Here is a 19565-nt window from a genome sequence, read left to right on the forward strand (position 1 = left end):
CTGCCGGTTGTTCGGCGGTGGGCGAGCATAGGGCCCGGAGGGTGCGATCCCCTCCGGGCCCGTAGCTCTTATCAGAACTTCTGCCGGATCAGCTGGTCGGCTTGTCCGAAACCTTGATCTGGCCGGAGACGATCTGGGCCTTGTAGCCCTCGAGCACGGCCTGCAGGTCGGCGTCGATCTTGCCGCCCGAGGTCGAGTAGCCCACGCCGCCGACGCTGAAGTCGAAGACCTTCGGCATCTTGGAGAGGTCGTTCTTGGCGACCGCCAGCAGGTAGTCGAAGACCGCGACGTCGACGCGCTTGAGCATGGACGAGATGATCACGTCCTTCTCCTGCTCGACGGTCTTCTGGTTGTACTGGTCGGAGTCGACGCCGATGGCCGAGACACCCGCCGCCTTGGCCGCGGTGAACACGCCCTTACCGGAGGCGCCAGCGGCGTGGTACAGCACGTCCGAGCCGCCGGAGACCATGCCCTGAGCAGCGGCGTTGCCCTTGGCCGGGTCCTGGAAGCCTGTGAAGTCACCGGCCGGGGTCAGGTACTTCTTGGAGATCTTGATGTCCGGCGCCGCGGCCTTCGCGCCCTGGTAGTAGCCCGCCTCGAACTTCTGGATCAGCGGGGTCTCCACGCCGCCGACGAAGCCGACGTTGCACTTCTTCGACTTGTACGCGGCGATCACGCCGGAGAGGAACGAGCCCTGCTCCTCGGCGAAGACCAGCGGGGTCACGTTGGTCGCGCCCTCGACGGTGGCGTCGACGATCGCGAACTTGGTGTTCGGGAAGCTCGGCGCGACGGCCTTGAGGGCGTCGGCGTAGGCGAAGCCGACCGCGATGATCGGGTTCACGCCGTCGGCGGCGAGCTGGCGCAGCCGGGTCTGCTTGGCGCTCTCGGCCTCGTTCGGGCCCGCGGAGAGCTCCTTGACGTTCTCCTTCTTCACCCCGAGGTCGGCGATCGCCTTGTCGACCCCAGCGGCGGCGGAGTCGTTGAAGGACGCGTCGCCACGACCGCCGATGTCGAAGGCGAGGCCCACCTTGAGGGCACTGCCGTCGGCCTTCTCGGGGGCCTTGGACGAGGTGGTCCCGGCCGCGGCGGCAGGCGGCTTGGGCGCGAGCTTGCACTCGCTGCCGGAAGCGTTGCCACCGCCGGAGGGGGCACCAGAGTCCTTCGCACATCCGGCGAGCACGAGTGCGGTACTGACCGCAACGGCTGCCAGAACGGTGCCACGCATACGACGCACGGCGTGTGTCTCCTCCCTGCTCAACTGAGCAGCGCGAACCCGGACGGCGGAGGCGGGCCGGACACTTCGGCCTGCGGCGGCGTTGCCGGGGAATATCGGACGCGCAACCGTACCCGCCGGTACACCGAATGCCGCCCCCCGAAGTGGCCGACGTGACCGAATCGTTTGACGCCGGGACCGGTGAACACGCCCGGTCAACGCACGGACACGTTTGGACAATTGGCGAACTCGATTCACGTGGGCGCCAAGATCTTCGAATTCGAAACCGCTCGTCCGGCGCAACACCGGTCAAGTAAGGTTTGGCTAACTTCCAGCCCAGCGCACTCACGCGGCCTGTCTGCTCGATCACACAGCCCTGTGCCAAGTGGGTACCCGCGCGCGCCCGGGGCTAGCATTCCCCGAATCGAAGGCTCCGTGACGAACGCCGGAGCCGGGGTCCGTGTTTCGGGTATCCCCCTCGGACTGCGGGCCTTCATCCACCAGCGATGTTGGAGGCCAGTCCACCATGGCCAGCACCACCGCCGCGGCGGGGGCGCCCAGCTCCGGGACCAAGTCCCGGGGTGGCGGCAAGCTCTATCGCGGAGACCTGGGAATGTGGTCGTGGGTCGCGCACCGGATCACCGGCGTGCTCACGTTCTTCTTCCTCTTCGTCCACGTGATCGACACCGCGCTGGTACGGGTCTCCCCCGACGCCTACGACGAGGTCATCTCCCTCTACAAGGCCCCGTTCTTCGTCCTGTTCGAGCTGGGCCTGGTCGCGGCGATCCTGTTCCACGCGCTCAACGGCGTGCGGATCATGCTGGTCGACTTCTGGTCCAAGGGACCGCGCCTGCAGCGGCCGATGCTCTGGACGATCATCGTCCTGTGGCTGGCCGTGATGATCCCGGGCACCTACTACCTGGTCAGCAAGGCGCTCTCGATGCTGCTCGGAGGTAGCTGACGATGACCGTGCCCTCGGCTACCAACCTGGCCCTCCCGCGCTCCCCCCACCACCAGCAGCGCAAGCCCGCCCGCAGGAACAACTTCGAGCTGCAGAGCTGGTTGTTCATGCGGATCTCCGGCATGGTGCTGGTCTTCCTGGTGCTCGGCCACCTGTTCATCATGCTGTTCCTCGACGGTGGCGTTCACAAGGTCAACTTCGCGTTCGTCGCCGGGCGCTGGGCCTCGCCGTTCTGGCAGGTCTGGGACCTGACGATGCTCTGGCTGGCCGCGCTGCACGGCGGCAACGGCCTGCGCACGATCATCAACGACTACGCGCGCAAGGACGGCACCCGCTTCTGGCTGAAGGTCCTGCTGACCGTCTCGATGGTGCTCACGGTCGTGCTCGGGACCTACACGCTGTTCACCTTCAACCCGAACATCGGGCACTAGGGCGTGTTTCAGAAGCCCGTGTCCGCGATAGCCGGGCCGAGCCCGCCCCTGGCGGCGCCGTCGGAAAGCCCGCGTACAACACCGGTACGCGGTCTCCCCGCCGTCTTGCCAGGAACGACCTCGCTGAGTCCTGACTTCGGCCTGCGGCCGGGGCAGACTCTCATCGAACGAGACCTCTGAAACGCGCCCTGCGGGGCACGGGGAGAAGAAGAGATGCAGTTCCACAAGTACGACGTCGTGATCGTCGGCGCGGGCGGCGCCGGCATGCGCGCGGCGATCGAGTCCGGCCAGCGGGCCCGCACCGCGGTGCTGACCAAGCTCTACCCCACCAGGTCCCACACGGGCGCGGCGCAGGGCGGCATGTGCGCCGCGCTGGCCAACGTGGAGGAGGACAACTGGGAGTGGCACACCTTCGACACGGTCAAGGGCGGTGACTACCTGGTCGACCAGGACGCCGCGGAGATCATGGCGAAGGAGGCCATCGACGCGGTCCTGGACCTGGAGAAGATGGGCCTGCCGTTCAACCGCACGCCCGAGGGCCGCATCGACCAGCGGCGCTTCGGCGGGCACACCCGCAACCACGGCGAGGCCGCCGTGCGCAGGGCCTGCTACGCGGCGGACCGGACCGGCCACATGATCCTGCAGACGCTGTACCAGAACTGCGTCAAGCACGGCATCGAGTTCTTCAACGAGTACTACGTGCTCGACATCTGCATGACCGAGACCGAGAACGGCCCGGTGTGCACCGGAGCGGTCGCGCTGGAGCTGGCCACCGGCGAGATCCACGTGTTCCAGGCCAAGGCCGTCGTGTTCGCCACCGGCGGCTTCGGCAAGGTCTTCAAGACCACCTCGAACGCGCACACCCTGACCGGCGACGGCATGGGCATCATCTTCCGCAAGGGCCTGCCGCTGGAGGACATGGAGTTCTACCAGTTCCACCCGACCGGCCTCGCGGGCCTGGGCATCCTGCTCACCGAGGGCGCTCGCGGTGAGGGCGGCATCCTGCGCAACGCCGACGGCGAGCGCTTCATGGAGCGCTACGCGCCGACGATCAAGGACCTCGCGCCGCGCGACATGGTCGCCCGCGCGATGGCCACCGAGGTGCGCGAGGGCCGGGGCGCCGGTCCGCACAAGGACTACGTCTACCTCGACCTGACCCACCTGGGCGCCGAGGTGCTGGACGCGAAGCTGCCGGACATCACCGAGTTCTCCCGCACCTACCTCGGCATCGACCCGGTGACCGAGCAGGTGCCGGTGTACCCGACCGCGCACTACGCCATGGGCGGCATCCCCACCAAGATCAGCGGTGAGGTGCTGCGGGACAACGACAACATCGTCCCGGGCCTGTACGCCGCCGGGGAGTGCGCGTGCGTCTCGGTGCACGGCGCCAACCGCCTCGGCACCAACTCGCTGCTGGACATCAACGTCTTCGGCCGCCGCGCGGGCATCGCCGCCGCCGAGTACGCGCTCGGCCGCGAGTACACCGACCTGCCGGAGACCCCCGCCGCGCTGGTGGAGTCCATGGTGGAGTCGATGCGCTCGGCGCACGGCGGTGAGCGCGTCGCGGACATCCGCGGTGAGCTGCAGACCACGATGGACCTCAACGCCTCGGTCTACCGCACGGAGGAGACGCTCAAGCAGGCGCTCACCGACGTGCAGGCGCTCAAGGAGCGCTACGCCGGGGTCTCCATCCAGGACAAGGGCAAGCGGTTCAACACCGACCTGCTGGAGGCCGTCGAGCTCGGCTTCCTGCTGGAGCTGGCCGAGATCCTGGTGCAGGCCGCGCTGGCCCGCAAGGAGTCCCGTGGTGGGCACGCGCGCGAGGACTACCAGGCCCGTGACGACGTGAACTTCCTGCGTCACACCATGGCCTACAAGCACGGCGAGGGTCTGACGGCGGACATCCGCCTGGACTACAAGCCGGTCACCATCACCCGGTACCAGCCGATGGAGCGTAAGTACTGATGACTGCAACTGTTGAGGAAGCCGGAATCCGGGGCGCTCGGCCCCCGGCGCCTGAGGGCTCGACGGTCGTCACGGTGAAGCTTTACCGGCTCAATCCGGAGCAGAACAACGGCGAGGCGTACTGGGAGACCTTCGACGTCCCCGCGCTGCCGACCGACCGCGTGCTCAACCTGCTGCACTACGTGAAGTGGTACCTGGACGGCACGCTGACCTTCCGCCGCTCCTGCGCCCACGGCATCTGCGGCTCCGACGCCATGCGCATCAACGGCGTCAACCGGCTCGCCTGCAAGGTCCTGGTGAAGGACCTGATGAAGAAGGGCAAGCAGACCACGATCACCATCGAGCCCATCAAGGGCTTGCCGGTCCACAAGGACCTGCTGGTGGACATGGAGCCGTTCTTCGAGGCTTTCCGCGCCGTGAAGCCGTTCCTCATCAACTACGGCAACGAGCCCTCGAAGGAGCGCATCCAGTCCGCCGCGGACCGCGAGCGCTTCGACGACACCACCAAGTGCATCCTGTGCGCCTGCTGCACGACCTCGTGCCCGGTGTTCTGGAGCGAGGGCTCGTACTTCGGCCCGGCGGCGATCGTCAACGCGCACCGGTTCATCTTCGACAGCCGCGACGAGGCCGCCGAGGAGCGACTGGACATCCTCAACGACGTCGACGGCGTGTGGCGCTGCCGCACGACCTTCAACTGCACGGACGCCTGCCCTCGCGGTATCGAGGTCACCAAGGCGATCCAGGAGGTCAAGCGCGCGCTGCTGTTCCGCCGCTGACCCGCCTTCAACGGAAACGGGCCGTGACCGCATTTCGCGGTGGCGGCCCGTTTTCCTTTGCGCTGATACCGAATTCCTTTCGGCGCGGTTGACCGGCGATCGGCGCGGCGCTATCGGTGGAACATGGTCAACACAGGGGGACTCGTCGTTCGCGCCGCGACCAGAGCGGACCTGCCGAGGATCACCGCCCTCCTCGGCAGGGCGTTCCAGGACGATCCGTTCACGGCGTGGCTGGTTCCGGGGGCCGCGCGCAGGCGCAGGCAGCTGCCGAGGTTCTTCGCGCTCAGCGCGCGGGACGAGCACTTCCGGCTGGGCAGCATCGAGGTCGCCGAGCGCGACAGCGTGCTCCAGGGCGCGGGCCTGCACGTGGGCGAGGGTCCCTCGCTCGACTGGGACCTGGTGTCGCGCCTGCGGTTGGCCACGATCACCGGCAGGCGCACGTCGGAGGTGCTGAAAGGCTTGGAGCGCTTGGAGGAAGCCCGGCCGGACGACGCGCACTGGTACGGCCGGTTCCTCGGCGCCGACCCCGATCGCGCGGGGAAGGGGGTCGGCGCCCGGTTGCTCCGTTCGGTGGTCAACCGCTGCGATGCAAAGGGACTACCGCTGTATTTCGAAACCTCGAACCACGACTCGGTTCGGTACTTCGAGCGGATCGGCTGCGAGGTGCACGGGAAGATCACCCTGCCGAACGGCCCGGAGCTGGTGAGCTTCTGGCGCGAGCCGCGCTAGACCCAGAACACCGCGACGCCGGTGTTGAGCACCACCAGCGCGGCCAGCGTCGGCACCAGCCAGCCCGCGAACTTCTCCTTGCGCACGTTGGTGGCGACCAGGCCGACGATCACCAGCAGCACCACCAGCTTCACGCCCACCTTGGCGTGGTTGACCGGCGGCTCGCCCATCTCGGCGATGCCGACCAGCGCGAGGCCGGTGACCAGCTGGAGCAGGCTTCCGTGCAGCCAGCCCTTGTTCAGCGGGCCGTCCGGGGCCGTCCTGCGCTGCAACAGCAGCATCGCGACGAGTACGGCCATGCCGAGCAGGTGCAGGAAGACGAGGGCGAGCCGGAGGAACTCCACGGTGGGTCTCCTGGGGGTGTGGTGGTGGGGTGTCAGTCGGTCTTGCGCGCCGCCCGGTCAGCGCGGAAGCCCCGCCAGCCGATGACGCCGATCACAGTTCCCAGCGTCAAAGACGTGAGAACGAGCACCAAGTGCACGGTGAAGAACGTGGTGGGAGCGCCACTGTCCGTGAACGCCCTGTCGTCCTTGGCGATGTTCAGCATGAAGTTCGGCCAGATCAGCCACGTCCACACCCCGAAAGCGAGCAGGAACAGCGAGGCACGGCGGGTGAGCTTCACCAAAGAAGTATCCGATGCTTCGCCTACCGCAGGCGGCGCGGGGTGGCTAGCCTGCCTTGCGTGCGTCTCACCGCCCACCGCCTCGCTGCGGCGCTGGTGGTCTCCGTGTGCGCGGCCTCGACAGCGGCCGTGCTGAGTCCCGCGTGGGCCTCCCCCGCCCAGGTCCAGCAGCAGTCTTCGTGCGGGAACCAGAACGTCCCACCGCCGCCCGTCGACTCCTCGGAGCAGCCGCAGGCGGGCAAGACCGCGCCCGCGCCGCTGCCCGTGCCGGAGCGACCCGTCGGCGGTCCCCGGCTCGGCGAGTGCGACAACGTGCTGCCGGAGAAGGCGCCGTCGGTCCCGAGCCAGGTCAACGCGGCCTCGTGGATCATCGCCGACCTCGACACCGGCGCTGTGCTCGCGGCGAACGACGCGCACGCGCGGCACCGCCCCGCCTCCGTGATCACCGTGCTCACCGCCTTGGCCGCTGTCCAGGAGCTGGACATGAACGCCACGGTCACGGTGACCAAAGAAGACACGGAGCAGGACGGCGACAAGATCGGCCTCGGCGCCGGTGGGAAGTACACCGTGAAGCAGCTGCTGCGCGGCATGCTCCTGGTGGACTCCGCCGTCGACGCGGTGAGCGCGCTGACCCGCCAGCTCGGCGGCACCGACGCGACGCTGGGCAAGATGAACGCGCTCGCCGGGCAGATCGGCGCGCTCGACACGAGAGCCGCGACGGCCTCCGGCCAGGACGGCCCCGGCATGAGCAGCTCCGTCTACGACATCGCGCTGATGGTCCGCACTGCCATGCGCAACGACAACTTCGCCGAGATCACCCGGGCTCGTTCCGCGAACTTCCCGATGACCGGGTCGAAGTCGGCGTTCACCGTCACCAACGACAACAAGCTGCTGACCAACTACTCCGGCGCGATCGGTGGCAAGACCGGCTTCACCGCCAACGCGGGCAATGCGGTCGTCGGCATGGCGTCGAAGGCGGGCCGCCGTCTTGTCACCGTGCTGCTGCGCGCGGAGGCCCGGCCGGTCGCCACCTGGCAGCAGGCCGCCAAGCTGCTCGACTACGGCTTCGCGCTGAAGGCCGACGTGAAGCCGGTCGGCCAGCTCGTCGAGCGCGCTCCCGGCGCGAACGCGGCGCCGGAGACCACGGCCCAGGCGGTGCGCGATCCCAACGACGAGGTCGCCATGGACCCGAGCGCGGCTCCGACCGCCTTCGGAAACTTCGGCGGTCCGCTCACCGCGACAGCCGGGGTGCTGCTCGTCGCCGGTCTGCTCATCTACCTGCGGAAGAAGCAGTCCAGGCGCTCCAGGGCCTGACACGCACCGCGACCGCTCGACTGCGTAGAGCCATCCCGATTATCGCTGCCGACGCCGGGTGGCTAGCCTGCCTGCGTGCGTCTCACCGCTCGTCGCCCCGTTGCGGCGCTGGTGGTCTCGGTCTGCGCGCTGCTGACCGCGGCCCCTGCCCCGGCAGCGCTCGCGCAGTCGAACCCGCCCACCGCGTGCAACTACCGCAGCGTGCCAGCGCCGCCGGTGGACACATCGGAGCAACCACCGCCCGGCAAGACCGCCCCCGCCCCGCTGCCCGTTCCCGAGCGCCCGGTCGGCGGCCAGCGCCTCGCCGAGTGCGGTGACGTGGTCCCCGAGAAGGCCCCAGCGCTGCCCAAGCAGCTAGCCGCCGCCTCGTGGATCGTCGCCGACCTCGACACCGGCGCCGTGCTCGCCGCGCACGACCCGCACGGCAGGCACCGCCCGGCCTCCACCATCAAGGTGCTGACCGCGCTGACCGCGCTGCAGGAGCTCAGCCCGGACACCACCATCACCGCCACCAAGGACGACACCAGCCGCGAGTGCACCTGCGTGCCCCTGGTGACCGGCGGGAAGTACACCGTCCGCCAGCTCGTCCGCGCGATGCTGATGAAGTCCGGCAACGACGCGGCCTACGCCCTCGCCCGCACCGTCGGTGGCCCCGGCGGCGTCGAGGAGGGGCTGAAGAAGATGAACACCCTCGCCCGCGGCCTCGGCGCGCTCGACACCAGGGCCGCGACGCCCAACGGCCTCGACGGGCCCGGGATGAGCACCTCCGCCTACGACATGGCGTTGATCTTCCGCGCCGCCATGCGCAACACCGACTTCGCCGAGGCCGTGAAGACCCGCCAGATGGTCGTCCCCGGTCAGAACGGCAAGCCCGACGTCGACGTCTACAACGACAACAAGCTGCTCGCCAACTACCCCGGCGCGCTCGGCGGCAAGACCGGCTTCACCGACGACGCCAAGCACACCTACGTCGGCGCGGCCAGCAAGAACGGCCGCCGCCTCGTCACCGTCGTGCTGTTCACCCCCAAGCAGCCCGTCGAGGCGTGGCAGCAGGGCGCCCGGCTGCTCGACTACGGCTTCGGACTGCGCCCCGACGTCAAGCCGGTCGGCCAGCTCGTCGAGCGCGCCCCCGGCGACAACGGCGTCCGCACCACCGGCCAGGCCAAGCCCGACGGCTCCGCCGACGGCATCGACCCCAGCGCCGCGCCCACCGCCTTCGGCAACGTCGGCGGCCCCCTCACCGCCGTCGCGGGCGTGCTCGCCCTGATGGGCCTGCTGCTCTACCTCCGCAAGAAGAAGGCCAAGCGCGCCCGCGCACTCGCCGCCCGCTGATCCTTTTCTCACGTCGTGCCCGGCCGGTCCGCTGATCGGCCGGGCACTTCCCTGTCTTCACCCGAACTCGCACTCCGCGCGATCCCGTGCTCGCTAGCATCGAAGTGCCGTGACCGATACGGGGGGAGCCGAAATGGTCGCAGTGCACGACGGCGGCGGTTCCGGCCGCCGACCACCCGCGCCCGCACCACCACCCGACGGGCCGCCCGCTCACGTCATCGACGTAGAACCGCACATGATCCCCGAGCTCGCGGCGACCTTCGCCGAGCAGGCCGAAATCCTGCGCACTGAGCTGGAGAAATCCCGTCGAGAGCTGCGGATTCACGAGCCGTGGCTCGGCGATCCAGTGAGCGTCGAGGCCGCGCGCCGCTTCAACAACCACTTCAGCGACGACGCACTGTCCTTGATCAACGTTCTCACCCAGTTGATGAACGAGTATCAAGCTCACCACGACGCCCTGATGGGGGCGGCGAAGCAGTACAACATGGTCGAGCAGACCAATGCCGCCCTGATGAAGCGAGGTCTCCTGAAGTGACTCGGCGATCGCTGTCCTTTCTGGCTACCCTCGCGCTGCTCTCGACATTGACGGCATGCGGTGGCAACAAGATCGACGGCGCGCATTCCTCCACCGCCGCAACACCGAGCACCTCAGTGGCGCCCCGCCCGCTGGGCTCGCGCCCCAAGGACGTCTCCCTCAAAGAGGTCGACCCCTGCCAGGTACTCACCGACGAGCAATTGCAGCAGCTCAGGTACAGCAAGACGCGCAGGCCGGACAAGGGCAACAGGCTTGACGAACCGCAGTGCAGTGTCGGGAACTCCTTCGGGCCGCCACCGAATCTCAGCTCACTCATTTCCCTGGTCGTCAACGAGGACATCAGTGCATGGCTGACCCCGGAAAGGCAGGGGGGACTCGCTTCGAGCAACAAGATCACTGTGGCCGGTTTTCCGGCCCTGGAGATGACGGGCAAGAGGCTCAAAGACGACTGCCAGGTGGTTGTCGACGTGGCGGACGGGCAGTACCTCGACGTCTTCAGCACTACAGCGAGGGAGCGCGGTACCAGCCCTGAGCCGTTCTGCGTCGAAGCGAGGCGAGTCGCCGAGATGGCCGTGCAGACGCTGCTTGCCCGAAGCTGACCGCTGCCAGGGAGGGGGAACGATGAACTTCGACGTCCGGTGGAAAGGTATCGCCCACAAACAGATCTGGGACTGGGTTCACGTCGGCGGTGGAGCGAAAAGCAGCAATGCGGCGGAGAAAAACCTGGAGTCGATGAACAAGTCCCTCATCAACGCAGTCGACGCTGTCGCCAGAACGCTCGGCACGGCCGAATCGGTGTGGAAGGGCGATGCGGCGACGAAGGCCACTGCGGGAATGCAGTCGTTGCGGCAGTACACAGACGGACTGCGACTGACCAGTTTTGCCTCGCGCAACAGCACGATGGGGCAGGCGGGGACTTCGGACTGGGCGCGGAAGAACGTGCCGCCGGTGCAGAACGCGGGGCCGAAACCGGTGCAGCCGACGGGGAATCCGGTCGGGGACGTGCTGAAGCAGACCCAGGACTGGCAGAAGCGCGAAGCTGAAGCACGCAACGCTGAGCGGCGGGCGCAGGAGATCATGGAGCAGCACACGAGCTACACGCGGCAGCGGGTCGACAGCATGCCCGCGTTGCAGCCGGTGCCGAAGATCGTGTTCAACACCGAGGTCGCGCCGCCGCCAGCTCCGCCGGGACCGCCTGGGCCGGTGCCGGTTCCGCCGAGGGTGCGCGGTGGGGGTTCAGGAGGAAGCGGCGGCGGGCAGGGTGGCGGCGGTGAGTCGGTGCCCACGCCGCGGCCGGATGACCGCGCTGAGCCCGGCCCGACGCCGACCCCGAGGCCGACGCCCACCCCGTTTCCGGGGCCGAATCCGATCGTGCCGCCGGATCGGAGCGAGCTGGTCTGGAACCAGGACCCCACGCCGGGTGGCGGAGCTGGGGGTTCCGGGGCGAGCGGCGGAGGCGGCTACTCGGGCGGGAGCCTGGGCGGCGGCAGCGGTGGCGGACTGGTCGGCGGCGGGCTGGTCGGCGGCAGCCCAGGAGCAGGAGGAGGCCTCGGCGGAGGCGCAGGAGGAACAGCAGGGCCGGGGAACAGCGGCGGGGCGCCGAGTTCGCAGGCAGCGGGCAAAGGAACGGCCGCGGGACGGCCGGTCGCAACGCCTGGGCAGCAAGGATTTCTGCAACCGGCGAGCGGAGCGCAGCAGGCGGAGGACTCGGAGCACCAGCGGAAGTACTGGATTCCGGGCAGTGATCTCTTCGACGACGAACGCCTCGTCGCGCCACCGGTCATCGGGGAGGACTGAACGTGGACGTGCGGCTGTCGGAGGTGGAGCTGGACGTGCTGTGGGAGTCGGCGTGCCTGGGCGAGCTGCCGCTGGTGCTGGACGTCCCCTCCCCCGGGACGACGCACGCCGAGCGCGCGGAGGTGGTGCGGCGGACCTGGGCGGGGCTCGCGGAGCGGCGCGTGCCGACCGGAGGCGGTGCAGGAGCGGTTGCGCGCGCTGGCGATGGGGCGGCGCGCGCTTGAGCTGCGGGCGTGGGTGGACGGCGAGGTCCGCGCCCTGCTCAGCTCGGAGGGGGACACGGACGTCCTCGCGGTGCTGGAGCACAACGGCTGCACGCTGCGGTCACTGCCCTCAGCCGATCCGGTCGGACGCATGGTGGCGGTGCTGCCGGAAGCGCCTGCGGGGCGCGGGGTCTCGGTGAGCGTGCCGATCGCGAGCTTCGAAGCGGCGGGGCGCAGCGCCAGGGGAACGGACATCGCGGAGGCGCTGATCCGCGACGGGCTGCCGAGCACGGACGCACGCGTGCTCGTGTCGATGTGCGAGGGCATCACCCGGCGGGGTCAGTTCTGCGCGACGTGGCGGACTTCACAAGGCAGCCGGGAGCGGGCACAACGCGTGGTGGGCTTCCACGACAACGACTCGGGCCGGTACTTGACGCTGCGAAGAGGCGACTACCTCACGGTCGCCCCAGCCGACGCCGCAGTGCTGGCGCGCGAGGTCAGCGGCCTGTTCGCCGCGACCTGAAAAGCCTGCCGACGAGCAAACCAGCCGCGGCACCGGCGCCGACCAGTCGGGCAGCGGAGCGCGGGCTGGGGCCGTCGTGGACCTCCACGATCGGCTGGATGACCGCAGGGGCTGGGGTCTTCTTCTCGGTCGGAGGCGGCGCGTTGTCGCGCGAAGTCGCCGTCCACGCCGCCGCGAACACCAGCAGACGAGCCACCAGGTTCACGAAGATGAACAGACCGAGGATGGAGCCGAACACGGCACCGGTCGTGGACTTGGTGACCTGGCTGAGGTACAGGGCACCGGCCTGCTTCAGGATCTCGAAGCCGACAGCGCCGAAGATCGCCCCGCGCATGGCGCTGCGCCACGTGACCGGCTTGCGAGGCAATTTCGCCAGCACCCACAGGAACACCAGCCAGTTCGCGCCGAGGGACAGCACGATGCTCAGTGCCCGGATCAACACCTGGGCCCAACCCTGATCAGCGAGGCCGACCCACCCGAGCACTATCTGCGCCATGCCGCTGCCCGCGACGGTGATGCCGAAGGACACCAGCAGCGCGACACCGAGGCTGACCAGCGCCAGCAGATCCTTCAGCAGCGTCGTGAAGAACGGCAGTTCTGGCCGGGCGAGCCCCCACTGCGCGGTCAGCGCGTCGCGAAGGCTGACCATCCAGCTGTAGCCGGAGTACAGGGCGACGACAAAACCGATGTACCCCACGGTCTGCCGCGAATCGAGCACGGTGCCGAGGATCTTGTCCACAGAGTCGTTCGCCCCGCCGGGCAGCGCCGCGACGATCTCCGACTTCAGCTGCGCGAGCAGCACGGCGTCGCCTTCGAGGATCACACCGGCGACGGAGAACGCGACCATCAGCAGCGGCACGATCGCGAGGATCGAGAAGTAGGTGATGGCTGCCGCGTAGTGATCGCCGTAGTTGTCGACGTAGCGACCGCCGGAGCGGACCAGATGGTCCAGCCAGCGGCGTTGTTTCCGCTGGCGTTCGAACCACGACTGCTTCGTCTGCTCCCCAACCTCTGCCACGACCGGAAGTTACCCCGGCAGGGTGACCGCCGCAGATCAGCCCGCCGGAGGGAGGAACCCGATCCGCTTGTACGCCGCCTCCAACGTCCTGGACGCCACCTCGCGAGCACGCTGGGCACCACCCAGCAAGATCTTGTCCAGCTCGGCGGGATCGTCGAGATAACCACGGACCTTCTCGCGCACGGGCGTCACGAAGTCGGTGACCACATCGGCGAGATCCTTCTTGAGATCGCCGTAGCCCTTGCCCTCGTAGTCGGCTTCCAACGCGGAGAGGGCGCGCCCGGTCAGCGCCGAGTAGATCACCAGGAGGTTGCTGATCCCGGGCTTCTTCTCGGTGTCGTAGCGGATCTCGCGCTCCAGGTCGGTCACGGCGGAGCGGATCTTCTTCGCGGAGACCTTGGGCTCGTCCAGCAGCTCGACCACGCCCGCGGGCACCGACTTGCTCATCTTCGAGGTCGGGTCCTGAAGGTCGTAGATCTTCGCGGTGTCCTTGACGATGTGCGGCTCCGGCAGCACGAAGGTCTTGCCGTAGCGCGAGTTGAACCGCTGTGCCAGGTCCCTGGTCAGCTCCAGGTGCTGTCGCTGGTCCTCACCGACCGGCACCTCGTTCGCCCGGTACACCAGGATGTCGGCCGCCTGCAGGATCGGGTAGGTGAACAACCCGACCCCGACGTGGTCGGCGGCCTGGCGCGCGGACTTGTCCTTGAACTGGGTCATCCTGCTGGCCTCGCCGAAGCCGGTCAGGCACTGCATCACCCAGCCCAGCTGAGCGTGCTCGGGCACGTGGCTCTGCACGAACAGCGTGGAGCGCGCGGGATCGATGCCGAGCGCGAGCAGCTGGGCCGCGGACACCCTGGTGCGCTGGCGGAGCTTCTTGGGGTCCTGCTCGACGGTGATCGCGTGCAGGTCGACGACGCAGTAGAAGGCCTCGTGGGTGTCCTGCATGGCGACCCACTGCCGCAACGCGCCCAGGTAGTTGCCGAGGTGGAACGAGTCGGCGGTCGGCTGGATGCCGGAGAGCACGCGCGGCTTGCGAGCGGGCTGGTCCTGGGTTTGCGTCGGGCTTGCCACGGGAAGGATTCTCGCAGAAGCGCTCAGCGGGGAGCCGCGGTTCCCGCCATCTCGGGCTCGCGGCGCTCGTTGGCCGGGTCGATGACGGCGACGGTCTTCTTGCGGCGGACGATGCCCAGCAGCAGGCCACCGATGCCGAGGCCGACCGCGGTGATCGGCACCAGGCTCGCGGAGAGACCGGGCGCGGCGAGGCTCATCTGCGCGCCCTGCGCGGACGCCTCGGTCGAGGCGAGAACGCTGACCAGCGCCGCTGCTGGCACGGTGGACAAACGCGCTGCACGTCTAGCGATCCGGCTGCGCAACTCAAGTGCCTCCTTGACGGAGCTTCCCGCCCTTGTGGGGGAAACCAGGACACGGCCGAGAAACTACCCAACGCGCCGCACCGAGTGGAGAGGTGTCAGGCAACGCGTTGGTAACGGCGGCTGAGCGTAGCGGTCACGGTTTCAGCGCGTGTCACCCCCATTTGGATCATGAATGCAGATAGGTGGTGGTACGCTCCCGCGCCCTCCGCCCGACCGAGGCCGCGATCCGCTCCAGCTGCTCGACCGTGCGCGCCGAGCCGTGCTCCGAGCCGGCCATCCTGCTGATCGTCTCCTCCATCAGCGTCCCGCCGAGGTCGTTGGCGCCGCCGCGGAGCATGTGCGCGGTGCCCTCGTCGCCGAGCTTGACCCACGAGCACTGGATGTTGGGGATGCGGCCGTGCAGCGCGAGCCGGGCCATCGCGTGCACCGCGCGGTTGTCGCGCAGCGTCGGCCCCGGGCGAGCCAGTCCGGCGAGGTAGATCGGCGCGCTGCGGTGCACGAACGGCAGCGGCACGAACTCGGTGAAACCACCCGTCTCGTCCTGGATCCTGGCCAGTGTGCGCAGGTGCCCGAGCCAGTGGCCGGGGTGGTCGACGTGGCCGTACATCATGGTGGAGCTGGAGCGGATGCCCAGCCGGTGCGCCGTGCTGACGACCTCGATCCAGGTCTTCGCGGGCAGCTTGCCCTTGGTCAGCACCCAGCGGACCTCGTCGTCGAGGATCTCCGCCGCCGTTCCGGGGATCGTGTCCAGTCCGGCATCGCGCAGCTCGGTCAGCCACTCCTCGACGCTGACCCCGGCCTTGGCCGCGCCACTCACGATCTCCATGGGGCTGAAGGCGTGCACGTGCATCGTCGGCACCCTGGACTTGATGGCGCGCACCAGGTCCGCGTAGCCGGTCACCGGCAGCCTCGGGTCGATGCCGCCCTGGATGCAGACCTCGGTCGCGCCCGCCTCGTGGGCCTCCTGCGCGCGGTCGGCGACCTCCTCGGCGGAGAGCCGGTAGGCGTCGGCGTCGCGCTCGCGCTGGGCGAACGCGCAGAAGCGGCAGCCGACGTAGCAGACGTTGGAGAAGTTGATGTTCCGGTTCACCACGTAGGTGATGTCGTCCCCGACGACGCTCGCGCGGAGCTGATCGGCGAGCTTGGCCAGCTCTTCGAGTGCGGAGCCCTCGGCGGTGAACAACGCGAGCGCCGCAACGGAATTGGCCTCGTCGAGCAGGGCGGCGGGATCCGACTCCGCGAGCTTCAGCCCGGCGCGCACGTCCTCGTCGAGGCGTTCCGGCGCGGCGACGACGGGCAGATCGGAGCGCAGCTCGCTCCAGTCGCCGTAGACGTTGTCGAAGTCCGCGCGGCGGTCCTGCGCGCGGCCCTCGGTGTCGATGCTGGCGTGCAGATCAGTGCGCCCACTGGACTCCAGGCCGCCGTCGGGCTCCTGCCAGTCGCTGCCGACCGGGATCGCGCCCTCCCGAGCGAGGCCGTCGGATTCCGCAAGCGCCGCAACGTGTCCGGCCACGCGCAGGTCGATCCACGGCGCTCCGGCCCTGACGTAGCGCGGGTAGACGGTGAGCCGTTCGCGGAGTGCGAACCCAGCGGCCTCGGTGCGTGCCGCGAGCGCGTCGATGTGGGGCCACGGGCGCTCCGGGTTCACGTGGTCCGGGGTGATCGGTGAAACGCCGCCCCAGTCGTCGATTCCCGCGCGCAGCAACAGTTCGTGCTCGTTGCCGATCAAATTGGGCGGCGCCTGCACGCTGACGCCGGGGCTGAGCAGCAGGCGCGCGACGGCGACTGTCGCGGCCAGCTCGTGCAGGTCCGCGTCCGGCATGCCGCGCATCGCCGTGTCCGGCTTGGCGCGGAAGTTCTGCACGATGACTTCCTGGATGTGGCCGTACTGGCGTGCGCTGCGCCGGATCGCCAGCAGCGACTCGGCGCGCTCGGTCAGGTTCTCGCCGATGCCGATGAGAATGCCCGTGGTGAAGGGAACTCCGACGCGTCCGGCGTCGGTGAGCACCCGGAGCCGGACGGCGGGCTCCTTGTCCGGGCTGCCGTAGTGCGGGCCGCCCTTCTCGCTCCACAACCGCGTCGCGGTGGTCTCCAGCATCATGCCCATGCTGGGCGAGACCGGCTTGAGGCGCTGGAACTCCTCCCAGCTCAGCACTCCGGGGTTGAGGTGCGGCAGCAACCCGGTCTCCTCCAGCACCGCGATCGCCACCGAGCGCAGGTAGTCCACAGTGGAGGAATAGCCGCGCGCGTCGAGCCACTCGCGGGCCTGCGGCCAGCGTTCCTCCGGCCGGTCCCCCAGTGTGAACAGCGCCTCCTTGCACCCGGCGGCCGCGCCCTCGCGCGCGATCGCGAGCACCTCGTCACGTTCGAGGAAGGCCGCGGGCACGCGGTGCGGGACGGTGGCGAAGGTGCAGTAGTGGCAGCGGTCCCGGCAGAGCCTGGTGAGCGGGATGAACACCTTGCGGCTGTAGGTGACGACGCCGGTGCGTCCCTCGGCCGCCAGGTGCGCGTCGCGCACGGTGCCCGCAGCGGCCAGCAGCTCGTCGAGGTGCTCGCCGCGCGCCGAGAGCAGCACGGCGGCCTCGGTGACGTCGAGGGTGGCGCCGTCCCGCGCCCTGCGCAGTGCCCGCCGAACGGCCGCGTCGGTGGGTGCGTGCAGGTGCCCCTGAGTTTCGCTCACCTTCTCACCCTAGGTTCGACCACCGATGTTCTCGCTGGGCCGGAAGCGGTTTTTTCCCTGCGATGATCACCACTTCAGCTCAATCCGGTGCGTCGTCCTCGCTCAGCGGGCGCCGCTGGGGCAGAGTCGAGAGGTGTGACGGAGACCGCACTGTTCCGCAGACTGGCCAGGGAGACCCCTCGCGGCTGGTCGCGGCTGCGCTTCGAGCTGGACGTGTTCCGGGACGACGTCCGGGACCGCCGTCAGCGGATCGAGCTGACCCGCGACGGCTCGGTGCGGCTGGCGGACTGGGCGGAGGGCGACTGGGTGGAGCGCGAGCCCAGCGAGGACATGCTCGAACCCCGGCTCGGCGTGCCGATGTGGGACAGCTATCACGGTCCCTCGCTGCTGGCGCCGCGCGAGCTTGCGGACGGCTTCGGCTGGTCGTGGCCCGGCGAGGACCCGGAGACCCTGCCGGGGCCTTTACGGTTCAAGCACCTCGCGATGATCAGCTCCGGTGGCCGCAAGATGCTGGACGCGGTGGTCCAGCCGACCGACGACTACGACCCGCTCTGCCCGTGCTGCCCCCTGCTCGACGGCGCGCGCGGGCACGTGCAGCAGCCCCCGCACAAACCGGCCAAGCGCTTCACGGTGCGGCTGGACGTGGCGACCGGCGTGTGCGTGATCGCCCGCCCGCTCGACCGGCACGTCGGTTACGGCCACGTCCTGCGCCGTTTCGAGGTCGACCCCTAATCAGGGGACATTCACGCCCGTTCCCCATTGAGCAAACGAATCGCGGCGAAGTCGCTGTTACCGTTTTGTCCGGTTCTGTCAACGGACTCTAGGGGAACACTGGAATGACGAGCAGATTCCGCTTGCGCCCGCTGGGCGCGATGACGGCCCTCGCTGCGGTTCTGGTCGCGGGAATCGCGGTGCCAGGTACCGCGTCGGCTACCGCGTCCGGGTGCAACGGCGACGTGTGCATCAAGGTCGTCGGCAACAACAAGCACACCGATTCCGCGACCGTCACCTATCGCGGCGATCACCACGGCGACTGGGTCTTCCAGCTCGACACGTGGGGAGGTTCATACAGGTCCGGCCTGAAGCGGGGCGGCGACGGGACCTCGCACACCTGGAACAACAGCACCGCGCTGTTCCCGAACGGCAAGATCTGCGGGAAGGTGCGCCGGGCCTGGGGCAGCGCCGTCCCCGGCTACCCGTGCGTGGAGATCAAGTACTCGTGACTTCGTTCCCGGGTGGCTCTTTCGGCTTTCTCCGAGAGCCGCCCGGGAATCCGCTCAGCGCCTATGGGAAGTCGTAGGTGATGGTCACCGGCGAGTGATCGGACCAGCGCGCCGCATAAGTCTCCGCGCGTTCGATCCGCGCTTCCTTGACCCGTTCCGCCAATCCCGGCGTGGCGATCTGGTAATCGATCCGCCAACCCGAGTCGTTGTCGAACGCCTTTCCCCGGTACGACCACCACGAGTACGGCCCAGGGCCTTCCGGGTGCGCCTTGCGGAAGGCGTCCACGTAGCCCGCCTCGCCGAAGACGCGGTCCATCCACGCGCGCTCCTCGGGCAGGAAGCCGGACTCCTTCTGGTTGCCCTTCCAGTTCTTCAGGTCGATCTCGCGGTGGGCGATGTTCCAGTCGCCGCACACCACGACCTCGCGCTTCTGCCGCTTCGCCGCGCGCTTGCGCTTCGCCAGGTAGGGCAGGAACGCCCCCATGAAGCGCTCCTTCTCGTCCTGGCGCGGCGTGCCCACGTCCCCGCTCGGCAGGTAGAGGCTGGCCACCGTCAGCCCCGGCAGGTCCACCTCGATGTAGCGCCCGCTGCTGTCGAACTCCTTGGCACCGAAGCCGATCCGCACCGCCTCCGGCTGCTGCCTGGTGAGGATCGAGACGCCGTTGCGCCCCTTCTGGTCGCTGTGGGCGTGCACGACGTGCCAGCCCTCCGGTTCGCGCACCTCGTCGGGCATCTGCCCCGGCTCGGCCCTGGTCTCCTGCAGGCACACCACCTCGGCCGACGTGGCCGCGAGCCACTCGACGAGGCCGTTCTCCTTCTTCGCGGCCGCGCGGATTCCGTTGACGTTCACCGTGGAGACAGTCAGCACGC

Annotated in this window: 21 protein-coding genes and 1 pseudogene; 13 read left to right on the forward strand and 9 right to left on the reverse strand. The window is 69.0% G+C overall.

Going from position 1 to position 19565, the window contains the following annotated elements; genetic code table 11:
- Positions 1-88: 88 nt before the first annotated feature.
- Positions 89-1225: a BMP family lipoprotein gene (locus ABD798_RS04570; protein ID WP_344872850.1), complete on the reverse strand. Its 1137-nt coding sequence runs from the start codon at positions 1223-1225 to the stop codon at positions 89-91.
- Positions 1226-1739: 514 nt separating this feature from the next.
- On the opposite strand from ABD798_RS04570, the gene sdhC reads away from it, so the two are divergent.
- Both sdhC and sdhD read left to right on the forward strand, forming a co-directional pair.
- Positions 1740-2174: a succinate dehydrogenase, cytochrome b556 subunit gene (gene sdhC / locus ABD798_RS04575; RefSeq protein WP_344871245.1), complete on the forward strand. Its 435-nt coding sequence runs from the start codon at positions 1740-1742 to the stop codon at positions 2172-2174.
- Positions 2175-2176: 2 nt separating this feature from the next.
- Complete coding sequence (gene sdhD / locus ABD798_RS04580) at positions 2177-2605, forward strand: succinate dehydrogenase, hydrophobic membrane anchor protein (RefSeq protein ID WP_344871246.1); 429 nt, start codon at positions 2177-2179, stop codon at positions 2603-2605.
- Positions 2606-2613: 8 nt separating this feature from the next.
- Here sdhD and ABD798_RS04585 read toward each other — a convergent pair whose 3' ends face one another.
- On the reverse strand, positions 2614-2769 hold the full coding sequence (locus ABD798_RS04585) for a hypothetical protein (RefSeq protein WP_344871247.1): 156 nt from the start codon (positions 2767-2769) through the stop codon (positions 2614-2616).
- A 49-nt stretch (positions 2770-2818) separates the two neighbouring features.
- Between ABD798_RS04585 and sdhA the strand changes: the two genes are divergently transcribed.
- From sdhA to ABD798_RS04600, 3 genes are all read left to right on the forward strand, one after another.
- Complete coding sequence (gene sdhA / locus ABD798_RS04590) at positions 2819-4570, forward strand: succinate dehydrogenase flavoprotein subunit (protein WP_344871248.1); 1752 nt, start codon at positions 2819-2821, stop codon at positions 4568-4570.
- Positions 4570-5346: a succinate dehydrogenase iron-sulfur subunit gene (locus tag ABD798_RS04595; protein ID WP_344871249.1), complete on the forward strand. Its 777-nt coding sequence runs from the start codon at positions 4570-4572 to the stop codon at positions 5344-5346. The genes sdhA and ABD798_RS04595 overlap by 1 nt, the downstream gene beginning before the upstream one ends.
- Positions 5347-5469: 123 nt before the next feature.
- Complete coding sequence (locus tag ABD798_RS04600; RefSeq protein ID WP_344871250.1) at positions 5470-6075, forward strand: GNAT family N-acetyltransferase; 606 nt, start codon at positions 5470-5472, stop codon at positions 6073-6075.
- Here the strand turns inward: ABD798_RS04600 and ABD798_RS04605 are convergent.
- On the reverse strand, positions 6072-6419 hold the full coding sequence (locus ABD798_RS04605) for a hypothetical protein (RefSeq protein WP_344871251.1): 348 nt from the start codon (positions 6417-6419) through the stop codon (positions 6072-6074). The genes ABD798_RS04600 and ABD798_RS04605 overlap by 4 nt on opposite strands.
- Positions 6420-6451: 32 nt before the next feature.
- On the reverse strand, positions 6452-6697 hold the full coding sequence (locus ABD798_RS04610; protein WP_344871252.1) for an SCO4848 family membrane protein: 246 nt from the start codon (positions 6695-6697) through the stop codon (positions 6452-6454).
- Between the two features lie 60 nt (positions 6698-6757).
- Here ABD798_RS04610 and ABD798_RS04615 point away from each other — a divergent pair, with 60 nt between their 5' ends.
- The 6 genes and pseudogenes from ABD798_RS04615 (at position 6758) to ABD798_RS04640 (ending at position 12401) form a co-directional block, all read left to right on the forward strand.
- On the forward strand, positions 6758-8011 hold the full coding sequence (locus ABD798_RS04615; RefSeq protein ID WP_344871253.1) for a D-alanyl-D-alanine carboxypeptidase family protein: 1254 nt from the start codon (positions 6758-6760) through the stop codon (positions 8009-8011).
- A gap of 75 nt (positions 8012-8086) precedes the next feature.
- Positions 8087-9343 (forward strand): D-alanyl-D-alanine carboxypeptidase family protein, encoded by a 1257-nt coding sequence (locus ABD798_RS04620; protein WP_344871254.1) that lies wholly within the window; start codon positions 8087-8089, stop codon positions 9341-9343.
- A gap of 235 nt (positions 9344-9578) precedes the next feature.
- Positions 9579-9878: a hypothetical protein gene (locus tag ABD798_RS04625; RefSeq protein WP_344871255.1), complete on the forward strand. Its 300-nt coding sequence runs from the start codon at positions 9579-9581 to the stop codon at positions 9876-9878.
- Entirely contained in the window at positions 9875-10477 is a 603-nt protein-coding gene (locus ABD798_RS04630; RefSeq protein ID WP_344871256.1) for a DUF3558 domain-containing protein, read from the forward strand. Before ABD798_RS04625 ends, ABD798_RS04630 begins: the two co-directional genes overlap by 4 nt.
- A gap of 133 nt (positions 10478-10610) precedes the next feature.
- Entirely contained in the window at positions 10611-11675 is a 1065-nt protein-coding gene (locus ABD798_RS04635) for a hypothetical protein (protein WP_344871257.1), read from the forward strand.
- 74 nt (positions 11676-11749) lie between these two features.
- Positions 11750-12401: pseudogene (locus ABD798_RS04640) on the forward strand (ESX secretion-associated protein EspG).
- On the opposite strand, the gene ABD798_RS04645 reads toward ABD798_RS04640, so the two are convergent.
- The 4 genes from ABD798_RS04645 to ABD798_RS04660 form a co-directional block, all read right to left on the reverse strand.
- Positions 12376-13419, reverse strand: coding sequence for a YhjD/YihY/BrkB family envelope integrity protein (locus ABD798_RS04645; protein WP_344871258.1), 1044 nt, complete (start codon positions 13417-13419; stop codon positions 12376-12378). The pseudogene ABD798_RS04640 and the gene ABD798_RS04645 sit on opposite strands and share 26 nt — an antisense overlap.
- A gap of 36 nt (positions 13420-13455) precedes the next feature.
- Positions 13456-14490 carry a tryptophan--tRNA ligase gene (gene trpS / locus ABD798_RS04650; RefSeq protein ID WP_344871259.1) on the reverse strand — a complete coding sequence of 345 codons (1035 nt, stop codon included), beginning with the start codon at positions 14488-14490 and terminating at the stop codon, positions 13456-13458.
- A gap of 23 nt (positions 14491-14513) precedes the next feature.
- Entirely contained in the window at positions 14514-14759 is a 246-nt protein-coding gene (locus ABD798_RS04655; RefSeq protein ID WP_086820136.1) for a hypothetical protein, read from the reverse strand.
- Positions 14760-14958: 199 nt separating this feature from the next.
- Positions 14959-17472, reverse strand: coding sequence for a bifunctional FO biosynthesis protein CofGH (locus tag ABD798_RS04660; protein ID WP_344871260.1), 2514 nt, complete (start codon positions 17470-17472; stop codon positions 14959-14961).
- Positions 17473-17607: 135 nt separating this feature from the next.
- Here ABD798_RS04660 and ABD798_RS04665 point away from each other — a divergent pair, with 135 nt between their 5' ends.
- Positions 17608-18204 (forward strand): hypothetical protein, encoded by a 597-nt coding sequence (locus tag ABD798_RS04665; RefSeq protein ID WP_344871261.1) that lies wholly within the window; start codon positions 17608-17610, stop codon positions 18202-18204.
- A gap of 104 nt (positions 18205-18308) precedes the next feature.
- Positions 18309-18695 (forward strand): hypothetical protein, encoded by a 387-nt coding sequence (locus ABD798_RS04670; protein WP_344871262.1) that lies wholly within the window; start codon positions 18309-18311, stop codon positions 18693-18695.
- 61 nt (positions 18696-18756) lie between these two features.
- On the opposite strand, the gene ABD798_RS04675 is transcribed toward ABD798_RS04670, so the two are convergent.
- A complete protein-coding gene (locus ABD798_RS04675) occupies positions 18757-19563 on the reverse strand; it encodes an exodeoxyribonuclease III (RefSeq protein ID WP_344871263.1) in 807 nt (268 codons plus the stop codon).
- Positions 19564-19565 lie beyond the last annotated feature (2 nt).

This window comes from Allokutzneria multivorans, from assembly GCF_039537405.1.
Classification (GTDB): Bacteria; Actinomycetota; Actinomycetes; order Mycobacteriales; family Pseudonocardiaceae; genus Allokutzneria; species Allokutzneria multivorans.

Excerpts from the sequence above, each read along its gene's own strand:
- ABD798_RS04570 (WP_344872850.1), bottom strand. The coding sequence starts at position 1,225 with ATGCGTGGCACCGTTCTGGCAGCCGTTGCGGTCAGTACCGCACTCGTG.
- sdhC (WP_344871245.1), top strand. The coding sequence starts at position 1,740 with ATGGCCAGCACCACCGCCGCGGCGGGGGCGCCCAGCTCCGGGACCAAG.
- sdhD (WP_344871246.1), top strand. The coding sequence starts at position 2,177 with ATGACCGTGCCCTCGGCTACCAACCTGGCCCTCCCGCGCTCCCCCCAC.
- ABD798_RS04585 (WP_344871247.1), bottom strand. The coding sequence starts at position 2,769 with ATGAGAGTCTGCCCCGGCCGCAGGCCGAAGTCAGGACTCAGCGAGGTC.
- sdhA (WP_344871248.1), top strand. The coding sequence starts at position 2,819 with ATGCAGTTCCACAAGTACGACGTCGTGATCGTCGGCGCGGGCGGCGCC.
- ABD798_RS04595 (WP_344871249.1), top strand. The coding sequence starts at position 4,570 with ATGACTGCAACTGTTGAGGAAGCCGGAATCCGGGGCGCTCGGCCCCCG.
- ABD798_RS04600 (WP_344871250.1), top strand. The coding sequence starts at position 5,470 with ATGGTCAACACAGGGGGACTCGTCGTTCGCGCCGCGACCAGAGCGGAC.
- ABD798_RS04625 (WP_344871255.1), top strand. The coding sequence starts at position 9,579 with ATGATCCCCGAGCTCGCGGCGACCTTCGCCGAGCAGGCCGAAATCCTG.
- ABD798_RS04635 (WP_344871257.1), top strand. The coding sequence starts at position 10,611 with ATGAACAAGTCCCTCATCAACGCAGTCGACGCTGTCGCCAGAACGCTC.
- ABD798_RS04670 (WP_344871262.1), top strand. The coding sequence starts at position 18,309 with ATGACGAGCAGATTCCGCTTGCGCCCGCTGGGCGCGATGACGGCCCTC.